We start from the raw sequence: 20280 nt of genomic DNA, 5'->3' as shown, positions 1-20280 counted from the left end.
GAAAACATCCCCTAATCAGGAAACGGATTAACTTCTTCTTGTATTCTCCTCTAGCCCTAGCTAATGAGTAGATCATCTAGATAACTACAGTAAACCATACATCAATCAGCAAAAGCCAAAATTATATTAGTTTAAGCTAATACAAGTAACAACTTGTTATTTTTCTAAGCCAATTTCTTGCACAGGTGCTCCATCTTGCTAATCTATAGCTTGTATCAATAATAGGAACGACTTTTTCAATGCCTCTTAAAGCCATTTTCATGCTAATAATATGATTTTACATATATAAAACTTAACTATTAAAATTAATCCCTATACTTCGGTGTTATTTTCCACAAGCACCCTACTAAAAATTATTTAACTTATTCTTGCTTAGAGTATATGCATGTAGTAATTTAGCAGCATCATTACATCCCCCTGATGATAAGATACTAAAACAATAAAAATCTATCTTTTAATGAGATAGGTTTAGCTTAAACGTATATCTATAACCAACTCTACCTAAGTGCAAAGTCGTTAAAATGGCCACACCATTTCCTTTGCTCCTATCTATTCATCAAAAAACATCTACAAAAGCCAAAAGTATCTTTACTTCTTCCCAAATGAAACCAAATCTTTACGTCCCCTCTTTCTTTACTGGCTCTTCACATCCTAACTTCTACAGAGTTCTAAATTTTATTGGAATCGGTTTAATTAAGAATCCAAAAAGATCTTGCTTACTTCTAACTGTCTTGTTCCACCTGCTGCTGGTGGCAGAACCGGCACAGGCACAGGTAACTGGGGTTACCTATTACTCACAAAAGTCAGGGAATTTCAATGAGGGTGCTGTATGGGGTGAAAACATAGCTCCAGGCAGCAATGAATACAACAACAATAATAGGGGGACACAGATTACTAAATTTGTGATTCGTTCTGGGCATACAGTAGTGCTTAATATTAATTTTGAATTAGGTAACCAGAGTAATAACACTTCAATTGCTCGGCAGATTCTTATAGAGGAAGGAGCAGTTTTAAAAGGTTCATCAAAATTAACCATACATAATAACGGCTCTAATCTAATAAATGAAGGCGAAGTTGAATTAGGTAATGTAGTTTTTGGTAGGGATCTTTCTGGTAAAGCCATATTTATCAATAATGGTTTTGCATCCATTACCAGCAGTGAACAAGCAAAAAATACCCTGATAGAGAACAATGGCAACTTCACTTTCACAAATAATAGTGTAGCATTAGTGAATTCTGAGATTAAGAACTTAACTAACGGTGTGCTTACGTTTCAAAATCAGGTACATCTAAACGAAGGAACGGTTGTCCGCAATTATGGTAATGTAGTAATGCAATCTACGGTAAATGAGGCGTTGAACCTTAATAGAGGAGCAGCTTACAACTACGGTAAAGTCACTATGAAGGGTGGGATTAATTTTGCAAGCGGCAACAGCATGAATCTGCTACATAATTATGGGGTAATCAACACGAAGAAAATTTACCAAAACGCTATAAGCACCATTGAGAACTGGGGTAAAGTATACTGCAAAGAAAACATTGAAAACGTAAGTAGTGGTAAAATCGTCAACCATCCATGTGCATACATTGAAGCTGAGAACTTTGTAAATAAAAACAACCAATCATCACTCATCAATAATGGATATATTAAAATTAGAAACAACTTCATTGACAATGAAGGTTTAGTAACTGGAAATGGTATGTTCTATATCATGGGTACTAAGTCTAGTAGGAACCAAGGTTCTTTTGCTACTACATTACAATTTATTCTCACTGATAATGAGTTAACCTCATACTGCCCTACTACTCCTTCTTGCGAGAAACCAACTGTGGCCATAACTGGTCCGTCAGAAATTTGTAACATTTCTGATGAATTAATCACCTATAAGGTTACCAATCCACAACCAAATACAACCTATATATTTACTTTGCCTGAAGGTATCACCTTAGTTGAAGGAGAAGGAACAGGAACTATCACAGTATTTGCCGCATTTGAAGAAAGTCAATTAGGAGTTCCACAAACAATCACAGTAACAGGTTATAATAATTGCGGCAGCAATTCTGCGTCAAAGCACGTCATAATAACTGAGTGCGGCAACGCAAACCCTTTACCCGTAGAATTGACCTCTTTCAACGGAAACTTTGCGAACAATGCTGTTAAACTGACCTGGAGCACCGCCTCTGAGAAAAACAATGATTACTTTACTATTGAGCGCAGCACCAATGGCCATGAGTTCACTCAAATTGGCCAGGTGAAAGGTAACGGAAACAGCCAAGTGGCCCTTAGCTACACCTTCCTGGATCAGCAGCCCGTAGCAGGCACTACTTACTACCGCTTAAAGCAAGTAGATTTTGACGGAGCGTATGAGTATTCTAAAATGATTACCGTAAAAGCGGCTCCAAGCATCCAGAAAATGCAGAGAGTAAATGTAACCGCTGTGTACCCTAACCCGGTTATTCCCAGCCGACCGGTTGTTCTGGATGTAGAGTTGGCTAGCGCGGGCGAAGTAAACCTAGTGCTGCTTGACAAGACGGGCAGAACGCTGCAGAGTAAATCGGTTCAGGGCCAAGCCGGAAAGCAGAAAATAGAGTTGGATCTTCTGCAACAGTCTCCGGCGGGTATCTACTTTCTGAAAGTATACCAGGGCAAAGAGGTAACTATGCACAAACTAGTGAAAAACAATTAATTACTTTTGAGGTTATACCAAAGAGCCAATGCAGTTGCATTGGCTTTTTGTTTTATATACCAGATTACTTTGGCAAAACACTTTCTGATAGTTTATTCGTATCCTAGGAGAGTATTTAAAAGGAAACCATGGACAAAATAGTAACCGAACCAGATGTTGTGTTGATTGGCGCGGGCATTATGAGCGCCACCCTGGGCGTGATGCTGAAGCAGCTGCAACCAAATCTGACCATAGAAATATACGAACGCTTAGACAAAGTGGCCGCCGAGAGTTCTGACGCCTGGAACAACGCTGGCACCGGCCACTCCGCTTTCTGTGAGTTGAACTATACCCCTGAGAAACCAGACGGTTCCATTGACATTTCCAAGGCCGATGTGATTGCCGAATGGTTTGAGCAGTCCCGTCAGTTCTGGGCTTTCCTGGTAGAGCAGGGCATTCTCCAAGACCCCAAAGAGTTTATCAGAAGCGTGCCGCACATGAGCTTTGTGTGGGGCGATAAAAATGTATCTTTCCTGAAGAAGCGCTTCGAGAAGATGAGCACCTCTCCCCTGTTCCAGGGTATGCAATACTCAGAAAACCTGGACCAGCTGTCTGAATGGATGCCGCTCATTATGAATGGCCGCGATACCTCAGTTCCCCTGGCCGCTACCCGCATGGAAGTGGGTACCGATGTGAACTTCGGATGCCTTACACGTAAACTGCTCCAGTACCTGGAGAGCATGGGCGGCGTGAAAATGTACCTGAACCATGAAGTGCGCTCTTTCCGCCACAAAGAAGACAAGCTGTGGCGCGTGCGCATCAAAGACTTAACTACGGGCCAGAAGCGTAGGGCCAAAGCTAAATTTGTGTTCATTGGCGCTGGCGGAGGTTCATTGCCGCTGTTGCTGGCCTCAGGAATTCCCGAAGGCAAAGGTTTTGGCGGCTTCCCGGTGAGCGGACAGTGGCTCAAGTGTACCAACCCAGACGTTATCGCCCAGCACCAGGCCAAAGTGTACGGGAAAGCAGCGGTTGGCTCTCCACCTATGTCTGTTCCCCACTTAGATACGCGCGTGATCAACGGACAGAAAGCTCTGCTTTTTGGCCCATACGCCGGTTTTACTACTAAATTCCTGAAGAAAGGCTCGTTCTTTGACCTCCCCTTGTCCATTAAGGTGAACAACCTGCGCCCCATGCTGGCAGCCGGTTACACCAATATTCCCTTGACCAGATACCTTATTAACCAGGTAATGCAGTCGTCTGAAGACCGGATGGCGGCCTTGCGGGAGTACGTGCCTACCGCCAACCCCAAAGATTGGGAACTGGAAATTGCCGGACAGCGCGTGCAGGTCATCAAAAAAGACCCTAAACGCGGCGGCGTACTGGAATTCGGGACTGAGGTGGTAAGCGCCGCTGATGGTTCCATAGCGGCTTTACTGGGCGCTTCTCCGGGAGCGTCTACGGCAGTGTCTATCATGCTGAGCCTGATCCACACCTGCTTCCCAGACAAAGCCGCCTCGCCGGCCTGGCAGGAGAAAATCAAGCAGATGATCCCTACTTACGGGCAGTCTTTGGCCAAAGACCCGCAGCTCTGCGAAGAAACCAGAGCCTACACCAGCCGGGTTCTGCAACTACAGGAGCCGCAACCGGTACAACGGTAAGTTACCCTACACACAGGATAGCCTCAGGAGAAATTCTGGGGCTTTTTGTTTTCAGAAAGAGTTCTTAACTAAATGAGATGCTACCAGATTTGCCTTTATTAACGTTTCTGTCTACTTGAGGAAAGAGTTAGTTTTACCCTATTTATGGAAAAAGAGCCTCTAATCAGCCTCTGTTCTTTAGGCCGAAGTTTCATGAGCCTAGACGTTTTACGTCTCTCTGTTCCTGACGCGGTGGAGTTGCAGGGTGTCCAGGTTGAGCGCCGTTAAATAGCCGTAGCCCGCCCAATACGTGCAACCGCCGTCGATATTAATTACCGGCCGCTGTTCTGTTTTGAGGGAATGTTCCATCTTGGACAGTGGGGTGGGCGTGTGCCCATGCACTATCTTCCGGTTGCCCAACACCGTTACATCTACCTCAAAATGCCTGATCCAAAGCATACTTTCCCTGTCTGAGAAAGGGTCTTGGAGCGAGAAGTCAAAACCAGCGTGCACCAGCAGGTAATCTTCTAGAGCTACGTACAACTCCAGCTGCTCCAGAAAATCCCAGTACCGCGGTGAAATTCCGTCAAGAGACTCCGCGTCAAAACTTTTGAGGGTTTCCCCTCCACTGATGCGGAGCCAGGCCGTGCGGTGGGCAGCGTTGTCCCGGGCGTGCAGCAGCATGTCTTCGTGGTTGCCAGACAAGGTGGTGACTTGGTAGCCCTTCTCGCGCAATGACATAATGTACTCCAGCACTCCTTTAGAATCTGGACCGCGGTCAATGTAGTCGCCCAGCAGGTATAGGTGGTCCTGCGGTTGCAGCCGTAGCTCCTCCTCCACCATGTACCGGAAGGTTTTACAGCAGCCGTGAATGTCTGAAATGGCGTATCGGGGCATAGAGTGGTCGCTAGGTATCTTTTAAATCCTTTTCCTCTTCAAAAGGTTACAATACTTTTGATCGCTCACTGAATTTAGTGGCTGAAGATTGGGCTTATTTGAAAAAGCGCCGGTGCGTTTAGCGCCTGTTTTTGAAAAAAAAGCCTCTAAACGCAACATTCCTTCTCCTTCCACCCCTAAATTCAACGTATACAAGTTCCGTTATGAGCACCTTCTTATTACAACTTTACTTCTAACAATAAAGCCTGTATTCCTGTGGCGTCTTCCGGCCCTCTAAAGAGCCGGGGCAAATCCTTTTTGCCATTGCATTTCTCTGTCCCTACCAGAAGAACCCTTCTCTCTTCAGGGCATCCCCCTTTTCTTACTGATAAAAATACCTAAGTAGACCTAGACTTTGTGCTCATGGCCAAACCACTCAATACCGACTTCATAGAGCAACTGGCGCGGCAACATGGCCTGCCCCTGAACCCTTCCTCCTTCCGATTTAATGAGACTGGTCTGGATTTTCAGGTAATCCATGCGCTAGACCAGGCAGGACAACCCTGGATTCTCCGGATTCCGCGCCGCCCAGACGTGCTGCCCCGCGCCAAAAATGAACAAAAGGTCTTGCAATTCCTGCATGGCAAACTACCCGTAGCCGTACCCAACTGGCAAATTTTTGAGCCTACTCTCATTGCCTACCCGCAGTTACCGGGCACCCCGGCGGCTACCATAGACCTGGAACGGCAGCAATACAACTGGCACCTGAACCACAAGGAACTGCCCCTGGGTTTTGTTTCTTCCCTGGCCCAAGCCATGGTGGCCCTACACGCTGGTGCCCCGGAAGCAGCGGCACAGGCAGAGCTCAACATCTCCACCCCAACCCAAGTCCGTGAAACAATAAGCGCCCAAATGGACCGGGTGAAACATGAAATTGGGGTAGCTGAGGCGCTTTGGCAGCAATGGAAGCTCTGGCTCTCTGAGGATAGCTACTGGCCTCCCCACTCTTGCCTGGTCCACGCCGATCTGCAAGCTGCCCATATATTAGTGGATGATGCCTCAAGGGTCACGGGGCTGCTGGACTGGACGGAGGCCGAAGTCTCAGACCCTGCCATTGACTTTGTTTCTTTCCTATCCATTTTTGGCGAGCAGGCGTTGCACCAATTGTTGGCGTACTACCGGCGGCACGGCGGAAAAACATGGCCCCGGATGGAAGAACATATTAGACAACGGCAAGCAGCCTACGGCGTGAACATTGGCCTCTTCGTCTTGCTATCTGGAGAGCAGGATTACCTGCCCGCTCTGGGTATTTCTGAGAAGTAACTTCCGCATATTTACTCTTGAAAATTAAGCGGGAGACACTTCATTAAGTAGTTGCTATATAGTATATTGGGTAGTCCAGTTCCATTTATCTGTCAATTGCGTCTGTAACAGGATGTTTTGGTATAGATATATTGAAAATAACATCACCGGTGATGTTATCTAAGTGTTGTGTGCAAGCTTAAAAATAAAATGACTTTAGAAGATATAAAATTAGATGAAATATACGATGTAGCCATTTTAAGACATGGCTTTACAGATTATGTTCGTGATTACCAATTTGAAATTGAAGCAAATTGGATAGGTGATTTAGCGGGTAGATACATACTTACATTTAAGCATTGTTACGACTTGATATACAAAACCTTAATAGATGACGATTTAATCAAAAAATCTTGGGATGACCTATTTACTGATTTTGAAACATGGGAAAAGCATAAAGAACCAGACGGATTTGTATGGGGAACGAATTGGTCTTTGGCATATCCAGGTTTTGAAGAGATAAAAGATTCAGAAAAAGCTAACGACTGGAGCAAAAGACTTGGCAAGCAAATGAAGGAATCAAAACTTGAGACAAATTCTTTTGAAATAACATTGATTCATGAAGAATGGAATTTGAAAAAGATAAACGACAGCTCCTCTCTGATTCGGCAAGTAATAATTCCATTAGAATAGAAAAAAAAGCCTACACACAACATTGTATAAAAATCATGCTACGGCCGACGGCCTAGCACGTTGTTTATACTAGCCGTTAGCTGTTATATTAAATAATGAAATCAGAAGAATTCTTAATGAAGTGGAAGACCCTTGGGAGGGAACATTTAGTTGCAGAACAAAATATGCAATCAAAATACAATTTAGGTTCCGCTGCGTTTGATTTCCTATTCATTACAGGCATGCCATCAGAGTTTCAAGAGCTGAACTTTGACTACTTAAAAGAAAAAGAGTTAGTCACAGTTAACCAAATGTGGGAGCTTAACGACTCTGAATACGATAAGTATTTAGCTATTGGTTTCAATGGAGCAGGCGACCCGATAGCAGTAAATCTAGAGACTCAAGAATTAGTGTACCTTAACCATGATAACTTTTTTGAAGAGGTTTTCATAAACACGGACTTAAAGAAGTTTTCATTTAGTGCGCTTAGATTCGACAGATTCTTTAAAAGCTTTACAAAACTACAACCTGACTCATTCTTTGATACGGAATTTTCGGATGAAGAGCTTGACAAGGTTATTGGAGACTTAAAAGCAATAGATTCAAAAGTTTTTGATAATCCAGAAAGTCATTGGCAATTTACATTGGAAGATTATAAGTCTGAAAGAGATGAAGAAAGGAGAAAATACAACAGCTAACACTGTATAAAAATCATGCTACGGCCGACGGCCTAGCACGTTTTTTATACTAACCGTTAGGGCACATTGAATCAAAAATCATGAAAATATCTCGCCTCTTGTTGGCCTTTTCTCTAGTTGCCAGTATTTCCTGCAGCAAAAGCGGAGACAGCAAGATTATTTCCGCTTCAGAAAATCAAGATAAAAGTGATTCATCAGCAAGCAATCCAGTTTATCAAACTTCCACACCTGACACACCTTCTGTAGAAACCAAAAATGGAATGGATAATTCTGTAAAGGAACTTGCTCCAATGATAGGCAAAGGCTACACACTTCACGAGTACTTGAAAGCGGATTTGAACAGCGACAAGTTAGGAGATTACATACTTATCCTTAGGAACGGGAAAAAAACACCCCAAGAAGATGAAGAGGCGGAAAAGCTGCTGGTGCACCTGATAGTAAGAGAGAAAGACAACTCCCTGCGTATCCACTCGAGTAACCATGGCTTGCTTGAGTATATTGAGGACGGCAACGATAATGACTACATCGAGGTGGATTCTCTCGGAGGCGGTTTCTCTTGCCATTTCACATTCAGGGCTATGGAGGCCACGGCCAAAAGTAGTTACAACGAACTTCGCTTTAGGTTTGATAAAAAAACAAGGCAATGGAACCTGACAGAACTGGTTGATGAGTCATATTACGACACTCCAATGGCGGCTATCACAAGGTCAATACATTTAGAACGGAGTGAGGGCCCTGAACTAACCGAGGCACAGATAGACTCCTTGGGAAAGTATTACGAGAAGATATATACAGACAAGGTGAATAGAACAGCCAAAACCCCTAAACAATTCGGCACAATTTCATTTCCAAAAGCTAATAGGCAACTACTATACACTAGCTTGAGTGAAGAATAAAACAACGTGCCCTAATAAGGTATTAACACCATGCTACGGCCGACGGCCTCGCCGTCGTTTACACAAGTACGTTGGCAACAATATCAAGATGAAAAATATAATTCTAGTTCTCCTGAGTATCATAATTAGCTATAAAACTGTAAATGCTCAAAACAACTTATCTGATACAGAAAAACTAACAGCAACTGCCAAAATCTGGGGGTTTCTGAAGTATTACCACCCGAATGTTGCCAACGGAAAGTTAGACTGGGACAATCAGTTCCTAGAAATCTTACCCTCCATAGAAAAGGCCAGCACCAAAGAGGAGCTGTCTGGCATCTTTGCATCCTGGATCGAGTCTCTAGGCGGAATTAAGTTGTGCAGAAAATGCCAGACAAGTCCTCAATCAGCACCATTCGATAAAAACTTTGATTTGACTTGGTTTGAAAACAACAAGGTATTCACCAAAGAGCTCACGGAAAAACTTAAGTTCATAGAACAAAACAGGTTTCAGGGGAAACCTTTTTATGTAACTACCGAGGGTCGAAGCTCCAGCCTTGTTATCTCGAATGAAAAACCATATGACAACTTCGTCTGGACAAACAGGCCATTACGTCTCCTGTCTTTATTCAGGTACTGGAATATAATTGAGTATTTCTATCCCCACAAGTATCAACTAGACACAGAATGGGATGAGGTTCTCTCCCAGATGCTTCCTAAATTTTCCTCCCCAGCTTCTGAATTAGCGTACCACTTGGCCATGCTGGAGCTTGTGGTAAAGATTGATGACAGTCATGGCTACTTTACAACTGATGTGCTGGATGGGCATTTCGGCCTGAAACAAATACCAGCGGCGTTCAGAATCATTGATGATCAGATTATAATAACGGGCATTTATGACAATGCACTGGCCAACTTAAATGACATAAAGGTAGGGGACGTCATAAGCAAAGTGGAAGGTGTTGAAGTAGCTGAGGTATTGAAGCAGAATCTAAAATATTGCAATGGATCGAACTATCAGTCCAAACTAAAACATGCTACTGTCAAAATCCTAAGTGGCTCTTCGGACAGTGTCAACGTTGAAATTACGAGGGGTGGGGAAACCAAAGACCGAAAGCTGGCAAGATACACGTTTGACCGATTTAAGTATGGTACTAATCAAAAATCGTGGGAGGTTCTTCAAGATAACATTGGTTATATTAAACTGGGAATCATCAATGAGAAAGAGCTTGCTGATGCCCTTAATAGTTTGGTAAGCGCCAAAGCCATCATTATAGATCTGAGAGGTTACCCTAAAGAATTTTATGGTTACCATTTCAGGGACTTTCTGGGAGTGAGGAACGCAGAAACGAATAAAGTAACAAAGCCAGATTTTAAGTTTCCTGGTAAGTATATTTTATCCAACCATACTATAGTTCCCAAAGGGGACCCCAAGTTCACAGGTGAAGTTCTAGTTCTTGTTGACGAATACACGCAAAGCAGGGCCGAATATACCGCCATGTGGCTACAGAACGGATACCATGTAAAAACGGTAGGCAGCCAAACCGCAGGAGCAGGCGGAACGATGGTTCCCCAGGAGTTTGTAGGAGGTTACAAGTCCTACTTTACGAGCAGTGCCATCTTCTACCCAGACATGGCCCCGATACAAAGAAAGGGTGTGAAAATCGATATTGAAATCAAACCAACCCTTCAAGGGACTGTTGATGGCAAAGATGAAATACTTGAACGGGCTATTGAATTAGTGACTAAAAATAAATAAATACTGTTGCCATCCACATGTAAACGTCATCTTCTGCCGATGGCCTCGCACATTGTTCAAACTAGACATTACATTTAATCTGAACAAAAAATCTAAAGGAAGAAAAAAATGAATAAAGTTCTTATTAAATTCATTTAGCCCTGAAGCAAATCTTAAAGACAACCCTATACATGCCCTATTACTATAAAAATATAAGCAAGAAAACATACCACAACAATGCGTAAGCGGCACTCTTTACCTAATAGTCTCGCCGCCTCCCCAAGAAAACTGAAGAAAACCCCTCTACACTTTCTGTGGCTTTCCCAGTTTGATGTACCCTACCACTACAACACGGCACCAAACGGACAGACCTTCCTGGTAGTAAGAACAATTGATGACAGGGAATTCACCATCAATCTTGACCATGGTACTTTTGCTAAAAAGACAGAATCATTATAAATTATCACCATATGACAACGCTACTATACCTACCAACAATTTTTGGAATAAGCCTGGATGTATATTTGATCATGATACTACTGGGGGTTCCAACCTTTGCCTTCTTCCGTTGGGTCCTTAAAAAATTCATCATAAACACCAGAACAAGACGCATAACAACGTGGGCCACCACTATTGTTGCTACTCCTGTTATCTATATGGGTCTGATCATGCTTTTGCTCAAAAGCTTAAGCTATCACCCCCGCTATGACTTCAAAAGAGAAAGATGGATGGCCGCTAAAGAAAAGCGGTATGAACTCTCTTCCGATATTATTGACAGTAAAATGCTTCTGGGCAAGACAAAACCTGAAGTCCGGCAATTGTTGGGAGACGAGGGCAACACAGACCTCAGCGACCACTGGAATTATTATCTCGGGTTCAGACCTGGTTTTGCCAACATTGATCCAGACGTTCTGGATATAGAGTTCAAAGACGGTAAAGTGGTCAAAGTAGGCCAGCACGAAACCTGAATAAAGACAGAACAAGCCACCCTAAAACAAGCTCATGTGCCTGAACCTGGCAGGGGATTTCTTTTCTGATATTCCAACTTCAATGCCCCATTAAGCTATCATGAAAAACAATAATAAACCTTCCCAACTACTCTTCTTATTCATCACCTATGTAGTGGTGAAAATAGTACATTATCTGGCCGGTTTCGCCTATGATCCTTTCACCGAAGGGCTTCTTACTTCTAAGCTGCTCATTGATTTTGCTTCCTGGGCAGTTGTGTATCTGCTGGTCTATTTCATTGTGAAGAAAGCTTCCTTTAGTAAGTCGGCCTCCGTATAAGTCTACCCGCTTCACCCATTCCATAACCAAGTGCGTTTTTGGCCTGTTTTCTGAAAAACAGGCCAAAAACGTAGTATCTTTACTTTCCGCTCCACGCCAAAAGATACTACCCACGCATGCAGTCTTTCCTTCGGCAAACCGCCGACCATATTTACCAGACCTACGCCGACCGTCTCAGTGACCTGTGCATTGTGCTGCCTACCCGCCGAGCTACGCTATATTTCAAAAACGCTTTGGCTCAGGCCGCCCCTACCGGTATCTGGTCGCCACAGATTTACTCTATGGAGGAGTTTGTCTGTAACATGGCCAACGTAGACGTACTGGAACCGCTGCACCTGCAACTGGACCTCTATGACCTCATGCTGCAATTTGACCCGAAGCTGGACTTTGATCAGTTTGTGGGCTGGAGTGCCACCTTGCTGGAAGATTTCTCCCGCATGGACATGGAGCTGGTAGATCCCAAAGCCGTGTTTGAATACGTGAGCGAAGCCAAAGCCTTGGAACGCTGGGACCCCGGCAAACCCAACAGCAGCGAACCTACAGCCAATGTGAAACAGTACTTTCAGCTATGGGCCAATCTGGAGCGCACCTACCATGCCCTACAGGAGAAGCTCAAGCGTGACAAGCAGGCATATACCGGCATGGCCTTCAGGATGGTGGCCGACCGCATCAAAGACATTGCCCGCAGTGAGAAAGGCTGCTTCCGGTACGTGTTCATCGGGTTGAATGCGCTTTCCCGTGCCGAACAGAAGATCATCAGAACCTTACTGGAGGCCGGCAAAGCCGATATTTTCTTCGATTCTGATGAGTATTACATGGCCCCGGAGGCCGACAAACGCGCGGGGCACTTCCTGAAACGCTACAAAACCCAGTGGCCGCTGCCCGAGTGGAACTGGCAACAGAACCTGTTGCTCTCAGACCAAAAGGAAATCAACGCCATTGGGGTAGCCAACGCCAGCATGCAGGGCAAAATTGCCGGGCAACTGCTCCGCGAAATCCGGCAGCAGGACCCTTCTGCCGAGATTGCCATTGTCTTGCCAGATGAAACCCTGCTCCTGCCGGTGCTGCACTCCATCTCAGACGAAGTACAGGATTACAACGTGACCATGGGGCTCTCCTTCAAAGGCACTCCCCTGTTCAATTTGGTAGACCTGCTGTTTGAGGTACACCTCACGGGCGTAGTCCAACCCACTGACTCGGGCTACAAAGTAAACCGCTACCACCACCTGGCCGTGACAAAACTGCTGCAACACCCTTTTCTGCGGCGTTACGAGCAGTACCTGAACAGCATTGCGGAGCGCGAAACCGACCTGGATCTGTTCCAGCACGTGCTGGACGAGATGGTGCAGCGCAACAGTGTGTTGCTCTCTGCCGAAGAGATCATCCGGCTGGGTCTGGAGCACCCCATGTTCGTGACGCTCTTCCGCACCTGGAACGATTGTACGGATCTGATCGAATCACTTTACCAGTTAGTGGATGCGCTGGGCCGCATTTATAGGGTAGAAACGGAAAACCCTATAGAGACAGAGTACCTCTTCATTCTGTACACCATCGTGAAGCGCCTGGACACCCTCTTTGACTGCCGCGAGCACAAGATATCGGTGCGCAGCTTCAAGAAGTTCCTCTACGAGCAGATCAACAACACCAAACTGCCCTTCAGCGGAGAACCCATCTCGCCCACCCAGGTCATGGGGATGCTGGAGACCCGCGCCCTGGACTTTGAGAACCTCATCATCCTGAGCGTGAACGAGAACGTGCTGCCCCAGCCCAAGACGCAGAACTCATTGTTCCCCTATGATGTGTTGCGCACCTTCGGGTTGCCCACCTATGCCGAGCAGGAAAGCATTACCTCCTATTACTTCTACCGTCTGCTGCAACGGGCCAAACGCGTGAATCTGCTGTACGTGCTGCCCTCAGACACCTACGGGTCTGGAGAACGGAGCCGTTTTATTCTGCAATTGCAGCATGATTTGGCCTTGCGCAACCCTAACATTAAGTTCAGGGAACTGACGGCGGTGGTGGAGCAGCTGGATACAAAAGAATACGAACCAGACATTATCATCCAGAAAGATGAGGAGGTGCTGGGCAAGATCAAAGCCGAACTTCGGCGCGGCCTCTATCCCTCGCACCTGAACCAGTACGTGAACTGCACGCTGCAATATTATTTCAGCCGCATTGCCAAACTGGAGGAAGTAGACGAGATTGATGAACTGGTGGGCGCCGACACCTTCGGGACCATTGTGCACCAGGTGCTGGAAGATTACTTTAAACCTTTTGCCGAGGAAGCACACCCCATAGAGAAGCCAGACGTGGAGAAAATGCTGGCGGGACTGCCGCAAAAGGTGAAGGACGAGTTCAAGCGCGGCACTTTGGGTAACCTGCCCGAGCAGGGCATGAACCTCATTCTGTACCAGGTGGCCGTGCAGCTGCTTACCCGCTACCTGGAGGGGCTTCTGACCTCAGAGGAGCTGCCGCTCTACATTTTGCAACTGGAGGAAACCCTAAAAACGGAGCTGGACGTGACACTGCCGGGCGGGGAAAGGGTACCCGTACGCATTGCCGGCAAAGCCGACCGCATTGACCTCAGTGGCCGCACCCTGCGCGTGATTGACTACAAAACCGGCAAAGTAGAGGCCCGAAACCTGAAAGTAGCCCCCGAAGACCTGGAAACCACCCTCCTCCACGACCGTCATCTGGACAAGGTGCGCCAGCTCTGGCTTTACCGCTACATTCTGGCCAAGGAAATCCAGAAAGGCAGCCTCCTGGAAAGCAAAGTGCTCAACCTGCCCAAAAGTCAATATGAGTACGAAGCCGGTATCATTTCCTTCCGGAACCTGGGGGCCGGAGTGCTCACCTCAGAACTGCCGTTCACAGATGCCCAGGGCGAACCCGCCGATTTCACGGCCACCTCAGAACGCCTGCTCAAAGACCTCGTGCTCCACATGCTCAACCCCGAAGAACCCATCCGGAAAACTAACGACCTGGAAACCTGCCAATACTGCGCCTACAAAACCATCTGCGCCCGCAGCTGATGATTAGATGAGCAACGGCAGTTCTCTGGTTTTGGCTTAATTTCAGAAAAAGAGCCGCTAAACGCCTGTTGGAGGTTACCGTCTACGTACTCTGCTGCCCCGCTATCGCTGCGTGGCAGCGAGGGTAGTCTGGAGACTCCCCAACATCCAAAGGCATGAGTCCGGAGACTCGCGCCAGCAGCCTTTTCTTGAAGTTTCCCCAAGAAGAAATTGAATTAGTCGCCAATAAGAACTGCCTCTGCTAAACGCACTCATTTCCAGTCTTTCCCTAGAGCGCCTCGCTTGTGGGCAAGTAAGTAAGCAGCTAAGCACAAGCTGTACTGGCTTGGCCGCAAGGGCAGTGCGAGAGGGGAAGACGGGGCCTCGCGGCCGTGAGCGCTTACCAGAAAAGATGAAACAATACAGCTCTTAAACCCATAGACAAACGCCACAGCCTAGGCAAAAGCCTAAACAACCCTTTTAGGAGCTCTTTTTCCCAAAACAGCCCCTAAACAGAAAACGCTTCCTTTACCCCCACAACAGAGATTCAAGAAGCGTTTTCACTAAAAAGCACACCTTTAACGGTGCGGCGTATGTATAATTTTCTATTTCACCACTAAAACTCCGTCAGCGACAATCTCAATGTCGGTTTTAGGTTTCGTGATGGCGGCAATCTCTTCTTTGCTTTTTCCGGCATCCTGCGCGAAATGCTGCAGACGCTCCACAGAAGTTTCTTTCACTTTGGCAGTACCTTCCACTACCACGGTTTTGCCCACAATGTCCTGCGGCATGAAGAACGCGTAGTCAGTGAACTTCACCATCACGGGCTCGCCGTTGGTGCGGGCCAGTTTCATGAAGCAGCCTTTCTTCTTGCAGACCTCCACCACCGTGCCTTCCACCTTGCCTACAAATACAGAGTCTGAAGTTAACTTGGCCGGAAGATCAGTCATCTTAACGGCTTTCTTGGCCGTGGTCTTTTTGCCGTATGTAACCCCAGCTTTGGCAGAAGGAATGTTTTGCTGAGCGTACGTGGCGGTGGTTACGCACATGCCCAGAAACAAGGTCAAAATCGCTTTCATAGCTTTGTCTTGAAAATAGAATTGAGATCAGGAACTGGTTCTGCACCAAACCCTTTAGAGACAGGCAGATACCAATGTTCCTACTTTCCGCCAAATGTAAAACTATTCTGGCACTCTGCCGCACAGAAACTGAAACTTCTCTGCTTTAAGCAGAAAACCGGAGTTTACGTTTAGGGGCTACTTTTCCAAAAAAAGCCCCTAAACGTAAACTCCGGATTAATTACACATCGCTCAGGAGTGATGGAAAGGGCATTTTCCGCCACCGGTATAAGCGTACGCAGTTGCGGCCGGTGAAGCAGACAAGGCTGTGCTCACCGGGATCTGGATCCGACGCACGTTGCGCATCACAAAGCCGCTCTTAGGCAACGTAGGCATACGTACCAGACTGAAACTTAAGTCCTGGGGCGGCAGCTGATAGTCCATGAAGTGGGTCATGAAGATAGCGGCCACTTTCATGACCTCAATGGTAATGCGTTCGCCGGCGCAGCGGTGGCCGGTGTAATGGTCGCCGCCGCCCTGCGGGATGAAATTGTAGGGACTCTCATCCCAGGTTCTGAATCGCTCGGGACGGAAATCATCGGGGTGCTCCCAGATTTTGGGGTCGTGCAGGGCACCGTACATGTCCAAGAACACCAGCGTGCCTTTCTTGAAATGGTGGCCACGCCACTCAAAGTCCTGACGCACGCGGTTGCCCAGAAACGGCCCGAACGGGTAGAAACGCCGCACCTCCTGCACAAACAGCTCGGCGTAGTTGTCTTCGTTGGCCTGCAGTTTCTGTCGGCACTCTGGGTAAGTATGCATTGCCAGTGCCCCGAAGGTGATGTAGGTGGCAATGGCCACAATGGGCCTAAGGATGTTCATCAGTTCCACCGCCGCAATGTAGGTGTCCAGCAGTTTTCCGTTGGTGTCGCGGTAAAAGAGAATGGTACGGGCGGGCGTGTCTTCGGCAACATAGATTTTACCGGCCCGCACGTCCTCCACAAATTCCATGATCCATTTCTCACCCCGGCGGCGGGCTTTCTTGCCTTTCCAGTGCCGCGGCCCCACACCTCCAAAACCGTCTACCATGTCCCCAAAGTCCTGCGCGCGCTTTCTAACATCTTTCTCCGGGAGCGGAACGCCAGACCATTGGCAGGCCACCCGGCACAGCAAATCCTGCACCTCGTCAAAGAGTTTCACCTGGTCCATTTTCTCCCATTTGCCAATGGCGGACCACCAATAGTCGGCGGCCAGGTTGGCTACTTTGGTTACCTGCGGCCGGGTCATGAGCGACATGAACATGGCTTTGCGTTTGCGGTGTTCCTCTCCGTCTAAGGTCTGGATGCCGTTCTCTCCCATGAGGGTTTTCTGAATCCGTTTAGGAATAGCCCCCAGCCGCATGAATTTCTCTGGGTCATAGAAAAGCTTGGTTGCCTCTTCGCCATGAAGGCAGATCACGTTCTGCATCATGAGCCGGGTTTTGAAGATGTCTGACTGAAAGCGCTGGAAACGCGAATGCAGGAAGGGGAATCCTTCGCGCAACAGTTGGAGGGAATTGTCCAGGGTTTTCTCTTCGGGAATGGTTGACATAGTTCTGCTGATCATTATTGGGTGCCAGCTCCCGCGCAAAGCGTTGTTTATAGGTCCTTGCCGGTATGCTTTATTTCAGCAGCAAATCATTTTCACTGCTCCCTATGCTACGCGAGCAGAAAACAGGTGTTGTGTTAGGCGGCGCCTATCTGCCCAAATTCAGTAGTAATGGCAATACTTTGCCGTGTAAAACCCAAAATGCGTTTAGGGGCTGTTTTTCAAAAAACAGCCCCTAAACGCATTTTCAAACTGTAGGAAATAATTTCTCTGTTTACTACAGAAGCAACAATAGTGCTATTTGGTTTTCGTCCTTCGGGGGAAAGTTCTATTGGATGATCTAGTTTGGAGCCAAATCAGGAAAAACGGCCGCTAAACGCAAATTGGCTTATTCCGTTGGCAGCACCCGGTGCAGCACCTTTCTACTGGAGAAATAAACTGCCAACCCAAAGGGGATAAAGCATAAAAGCCAGGCAAAGATTCCCACCAGATTGGCCAGCCATAGTTTCTGCAGCGCCAGAAGCCAATCGGCCTGAAACATGCTGCTCAGTTTCTCCAGCGTGAACGAAATGGGCGTAACCGGGAAGATGGTCTGCCCCAGGTCCACAAAAGGCACGTAGAGCGCCAGCTGGAACGGCTGCATGAGGTAGCCAATCACAATGGTGAACGCCACGTTGAGCCGTAGCCTGAGCGCCCAGAACGTGCACAGCACGGTGGTAAGCCCAATAAAGGGAATCATCCCGAAGCCTGAGCCCAGAGCAATGGTAAGCGCCAACTGGTGCGGGGTAAAGCCTTGTTTGGCCAGATCCAGCAGCGGCTCCCACAGCTTGCGGCGTAAAAAATGTCTGAATCCCCCTTTTTTAAGTAGTAACACGTTTCTCTATAATTTCAACTGTTGGTGGAGCTTTGCAGCCTTACCTACGTAACGCTCAAAGTTGGGGTAAAGTCCCCCGGTGTCTGAAAGAATTTAGCTTTCTTTCCAAGAAACAGACCAGGTTGCGGCCGGCCCCGGCAACGCCCTGATCTCCAATGGCCAAGGCAAAAACCCTTTCCACTGGTTAATACCCTAAACCGCCAGAAGTAACCATTGTTTTCAGATTTAAATGACCCGTTTCTATGGGCTCGTAAGCTAAAGACAGCAAAGTCCCTTGCTAACCCTATTACTATTTGCGAAAAATTTTAGGCAGAGGCACTTTCTCCGTATCTTTAGGTGTTGATTTTGCTCACCTAGCTTTCATTTCTATGGACATTACGCTTTCTCTGCTGGCTTTTCTGGTGGGGGCAATTCTCTCCTATTTTTTCACGCAGGCCAAGCTTTCCTCGCTCAGAACGGCTTTGCAGCAGCAGGAAACTGACCGTGCCTTCGCCCTGAAACAGCAGGAAGTGGCAGCCGCCGAGGTTCAGAAACTGCAGGAACAACTGCGTCGCGAGAACAGCAAAGTCATGGAACTGCACGCCGAGGTGACCCGCGCCGAGAACGACATTTACCATCTCAAGCAGAAACTCACCGATGAGCGCGCCGAACTCTCACACCTGCGCGAAACGTTCATGCAGCAGTTCACCCAGGTCTCTAACCAGGTGCTGGTCAATAACGCCGAACATTTCAGGAAAACGTCGGCTGAAAATCTGGAGCAGGTGCTTTCCCCCCTTAAGGAACGCATCAAGGAATTTGAGAGCAAAGTGGAGCAGACCTATGAGAAAACACTCAAAGACACCACTTCGCTGAAAGAGCAGATCACGTACATGGCCAGTCTGAACCAGCAGATGAGCCAAGACACCCTTAACCTCACCAAAGCACTGCGGGGCGAGAAAAAAGCGCAAGGCAACTGGGGCGAATACCTGCTGGAAAACCTGCTGGAGAAATCTGGCCTGGAGCGCAACGTGCATTACCGCCGCGAGCAGGTACTGCAGCACGATGACGCCAAAATCTTCCGCCCAGACGTCATCATTGACCTGCCTGACAACAAGCACCTCATTATTGACTCCAAAGTGAGTCTGGTAGCCTATGATGCCTATTGTAACTGCGAAGATGAGCTACAGCAGCAACTTCATTTAAAAAGCCATATTCAGGCATTGCGCACTCACTTCACAGATTTAGGACGCAAGAACTACCAGCACCTGCACGGCATCCAATCCCCGGATTTTGTACTCATGTACGTGCCCATTGAACCGGCTTTTAACCTGGCCATTCAGCATGACCGCGATCTTTTTCTAGAGGCGCTGGACCGTAACATCGTGTTTGTGACCACCTCTACCCTACTGGCTACCCTCAGGACCGTGGCCAGTGTCTGGAAGCAGGAAAACCAGAAGCGCAATGTGCTGCGCATAGCAGAGGAAAGCGGCAAACTCTATGATAAATTCGCTAATTTTCTAGATGACCTCAAAGACATTGGCATCAACCTGGACCGCAGCCAGCAGAAATACCAAATGGCCATGAACAAACTGAGCGAAGGTAACGGCAATTTGCTCAAGAAGGTAGAATTACTTAAGAAACTGGGAGCTCGCACAAGCAAAACCATGGAGGCCCAATGGTTGCAGAAGTCCACCTCCTTTGCTCCTTCCTTGCCGGAAACCGCAGAACAGCCGGAGGAAAATCTGGAAGAAGCTTAATTAAAGTTGGGTTTAGAGCCTCTTTTTTTAAAATTAACCTTAAAACAGAAATGGCAGCTAATAGTAGCTGCCATTTCTGTTTTAGATGATTTCCTTATGACAAAGGATACCACTCTTATCAACCACCGGTTGTACCTGTAGTACCAGTTGTTCCGGTTGTACCTGTAGTTCCGGTTGTACCTGTAGTTCCGGTTGTACCCGTAGTTCCGGTTGTACCTGTAGTTCCAGTTGTTCCGGTTGTACCTGTAGTTCCGGTTGTACCA

General features: G+C 47.0%; 17 protein-coding genes. 11 read left to right on the top strand and 6 right to left on the bottom strand.

The window, feature by feature from the left end:
• The first annotated feature begins 521 nt into the window (after window positions 1–521).
• A complete protein-coding gene (locus EFA69_RS15410) occupies window positions 522–2687 on the top strand; it encodes a T9SS type A sorting domain-containing protein (protein ID WP_123133981.1) in 2166 nt (721 codons plus the stop codon).
• Window positions 2688–2815: 128 nt separating this feature from the next.
• The gene (locus tag EFA69_RS15405) at window positions 2816–4324 is read left to right on the top strand and encodes a malate:quinone oxidoreductase (protein ID WP_123133980.1); all 1509 of its coding nucleotides are present in this window, start codon (window positions 2816–2818) and stop codon (window positions 4322–4324) included.
• A gap of 207 nt (window positions 4325–4531) precedes the next feature.
• Here the strand turns inward: EFA69_RS15405 and EFA69_RS15400 are convergent, their stop codons facing one another.
• Window positions 4532–5200 (bottom strand): metallophosphoesterase family protein, encoded by a 669-nt coding sequence (locus EFA69_RS15400; protein ID WP_123133979.1) that lies wholly within the window; start codon window positions 5198–5200, stop codon window positions 4532–4534.
• Between the two features lie 402 nt (window positions 5201–5602).
• Between EFA69_RS15400 and EFA69_RS15395 the strand changes: the two genes are divergently transcribed.
• The 5 genes from EFA69_RS15395 (at window position 5603) to EFA69_RS15375 (ending at window position 10485) form a co-directional block, all read left to right on the top strand.
• Window positions 5603–6502, top strand: a complete 900-nt coding sequence (locus EFA69_RS15395) for a macrolide 2'-phosphotransferase (RefSeq protein ID WP_123133978.1) — start codon at window positions 5603–5605, stop codon at window positions 6500–6502.
• 189 nt (window positions 6503–6691) lie between these two features.
• On the top strand, window positions 6692–7174 hold the full coding sequence (locus EFA69_RS15390) for a YxiG-like protein (protein WP_148041381.1): 483 nt from the start codon (window positions 6692–6694) through the stop codon (window positions 7172–7174).
• A gap of 95 nt (window positions 7175–7269) precedes the next feature.
• Window positions 7270–7851, top strand: a complete 582-nt coding sequence (locus EFA69_RS15385) for an SUKH-4 family immunity protein (protein WP_123133976.1) — start codon at window positions 7270–7272, stop codon at window positions 7849–7851.
• 80 nt (window positions 7852–7931) lie between these two features.
• Window positions 7932–8747 (top strand): hypothetical protein, encoded by an 816-nt coding sequence (locus tag EFA69_RS15380; protein WP_148041380.1) that lies wholly within the window; start codon window positions 7932–7934, stop codon window positions 8745–8747.
• An 88-nt stretch (window positions 8748–8835) separates the two neighbouring features.
• Window positions 8836–10485 carry a S41 family peptidase gene (locus EFA69_RS15375; RefSeq protein ID WP_123133974.1) on the top strand — a complete coding sequence of 550 codons (1650 nt, stop codon included), beginning with the start codon at window positions 8836–8838 and terminating at the stop codon, window positions 10483–10485.
• Between the two features lie 282 nt (window positions 10486–10767).
• On the opposite strand, the gene EFA69_RS20620 is transcribed toward EFA69_RS15375, so the two are convergent.
• Window positions 10768–10890, bottom strand: coding sequence for a hypothetical protein (locus EFA69_RS20620; protein WP_262696991.1), 123 nt, complete (start codon window positions 10888–10890; stop codon window positions 10768–10770).
• 44 nt (window positions 10891–10934) lie between these two features.
• On the opposite strand from EFA69_RS20620, the gene EFA69_RS15370 reads away from it, so the two are divergent.
• The 3 genes from EFA69_RS15370 (at window position 10935) to EFA69_RS15360 (ending at window position 14783) form a co-directional block, all read left to right on the top strand.
• The gene (locus tag EFA69_RS15370; protein ID WP_123133973.1) at window positions 10935–11432 is read left to right on the top strand and encodes a hypothetical protein; all 498 of its coding nucleotides are present in this window, start codon (window positions 10935–10937) and stop codon (window positions 11430–11432) included.
• Between the two features lie 100 nt (window positions 11433–11532).
• Window positions 11533–11751, top strand: a complete 219-nt coding sequence (locus EFA69_RS15365) for a hypothetical protein (RefSeq protein WP_123133972.1) — start codon at window positions 11533–11535, stop codon at window positions 11749–11751.
• A 116-nt stretch (window positions 11752–11867) separates the two neighbouring features.
• The gene (locus EFA69_RS15360) at window positions 11868–14783 is read left to right on the top strand and encodes a PD-(D/E)XK nuclease family protein (protein ID WP_123133971.1); all 2916 of its coding nucleotides are present in this window, start codon (window positions 11868–11870) and stop codon (window positions 14781–14783) included.
• A 584-nt stretch (window positions 14784–15367) separates the two neighbouring features.
• Here the strand turns inward: EFA69_RS15360 and EFA69_RS15355 are convergent.
• The 3 genes from EFA69_RS15355 to EFA69_RS15345 form a co-directional block, all read right to left on the bottom strand.
• Window positions 15368–15841: a DUF4920 domain-containing protein gene (locus EFA69_RS15355; protein ID WP_123133970.1), complete on the bottom strand. Its 474-nt coding sequence runs from the start codon at window positions 15839–15841 to the stop codon at window positions 15368–15370.
• A 231-nt stretch (window positions 15842–16072) separates the two neighbouring features.
• A complete protein-coding gene (locus EFA69_RS15350) occupies window positions 16073–17410 on the bottom strand; it encodes a cytochrome P450 (RefSeq protein ID WP_123133969.1) in 1338 nt (445 codons plus the stop codon).
• Window positions 17411–17795: 385 nt separating this feature from the next.
• Window positions 17796–18281, bottom strand: coding sequence for a DUF2062 domain-containing protein (locus EFA69_RS15345; protein ID WP_123133968.1), 486 nt, complete (start codon window positions 18279–18281; stop codon window positions 17796–17798).
• A 368-nt stretch (window positions 18282–18649) separates the two neighbouring features.
• Here EFA69_RS15345 and rmuC point away from each other — a divergent pair, with 368 nt between their 5' ends.
• A complete protein-coding gene (gene rmuC / locus EFA69_RS15340) occupies window positions 18650–20017 on the top strand; it encodes a DNA recombination protein RmuC (protein ID WP_123134868.1) in 1368 nt (455 codons plus the stop codon).
• 81 nt (window positions 20018–20098) lie between these two features.
• On the opposite strand, the gene EFA69_RS20450 is transcribed toward rmuC, so the two are convergent.
• A partial coding sequence (locus EFA69_RS20450) for a hypothetical protein (protein WP_221175756.1) occupies window positions 20099–20280 on the bottom strand: 182 nt, incomplete at its 5' end.

This window comes from Rufibacter immobilis (assembly GCF_003721565.1).
Lineage (GTDB): Bacteria > Bacteroidota > Bacteroidia > Cytophagales > Hymenobacteraceae > Nibribacter > Nibribacter immobilis.
The sequence above is the reverse complement of the archived record's forward strand: the minus strand, read 5'-3'. Positions and strand labels throughout refer to the sequence as shown.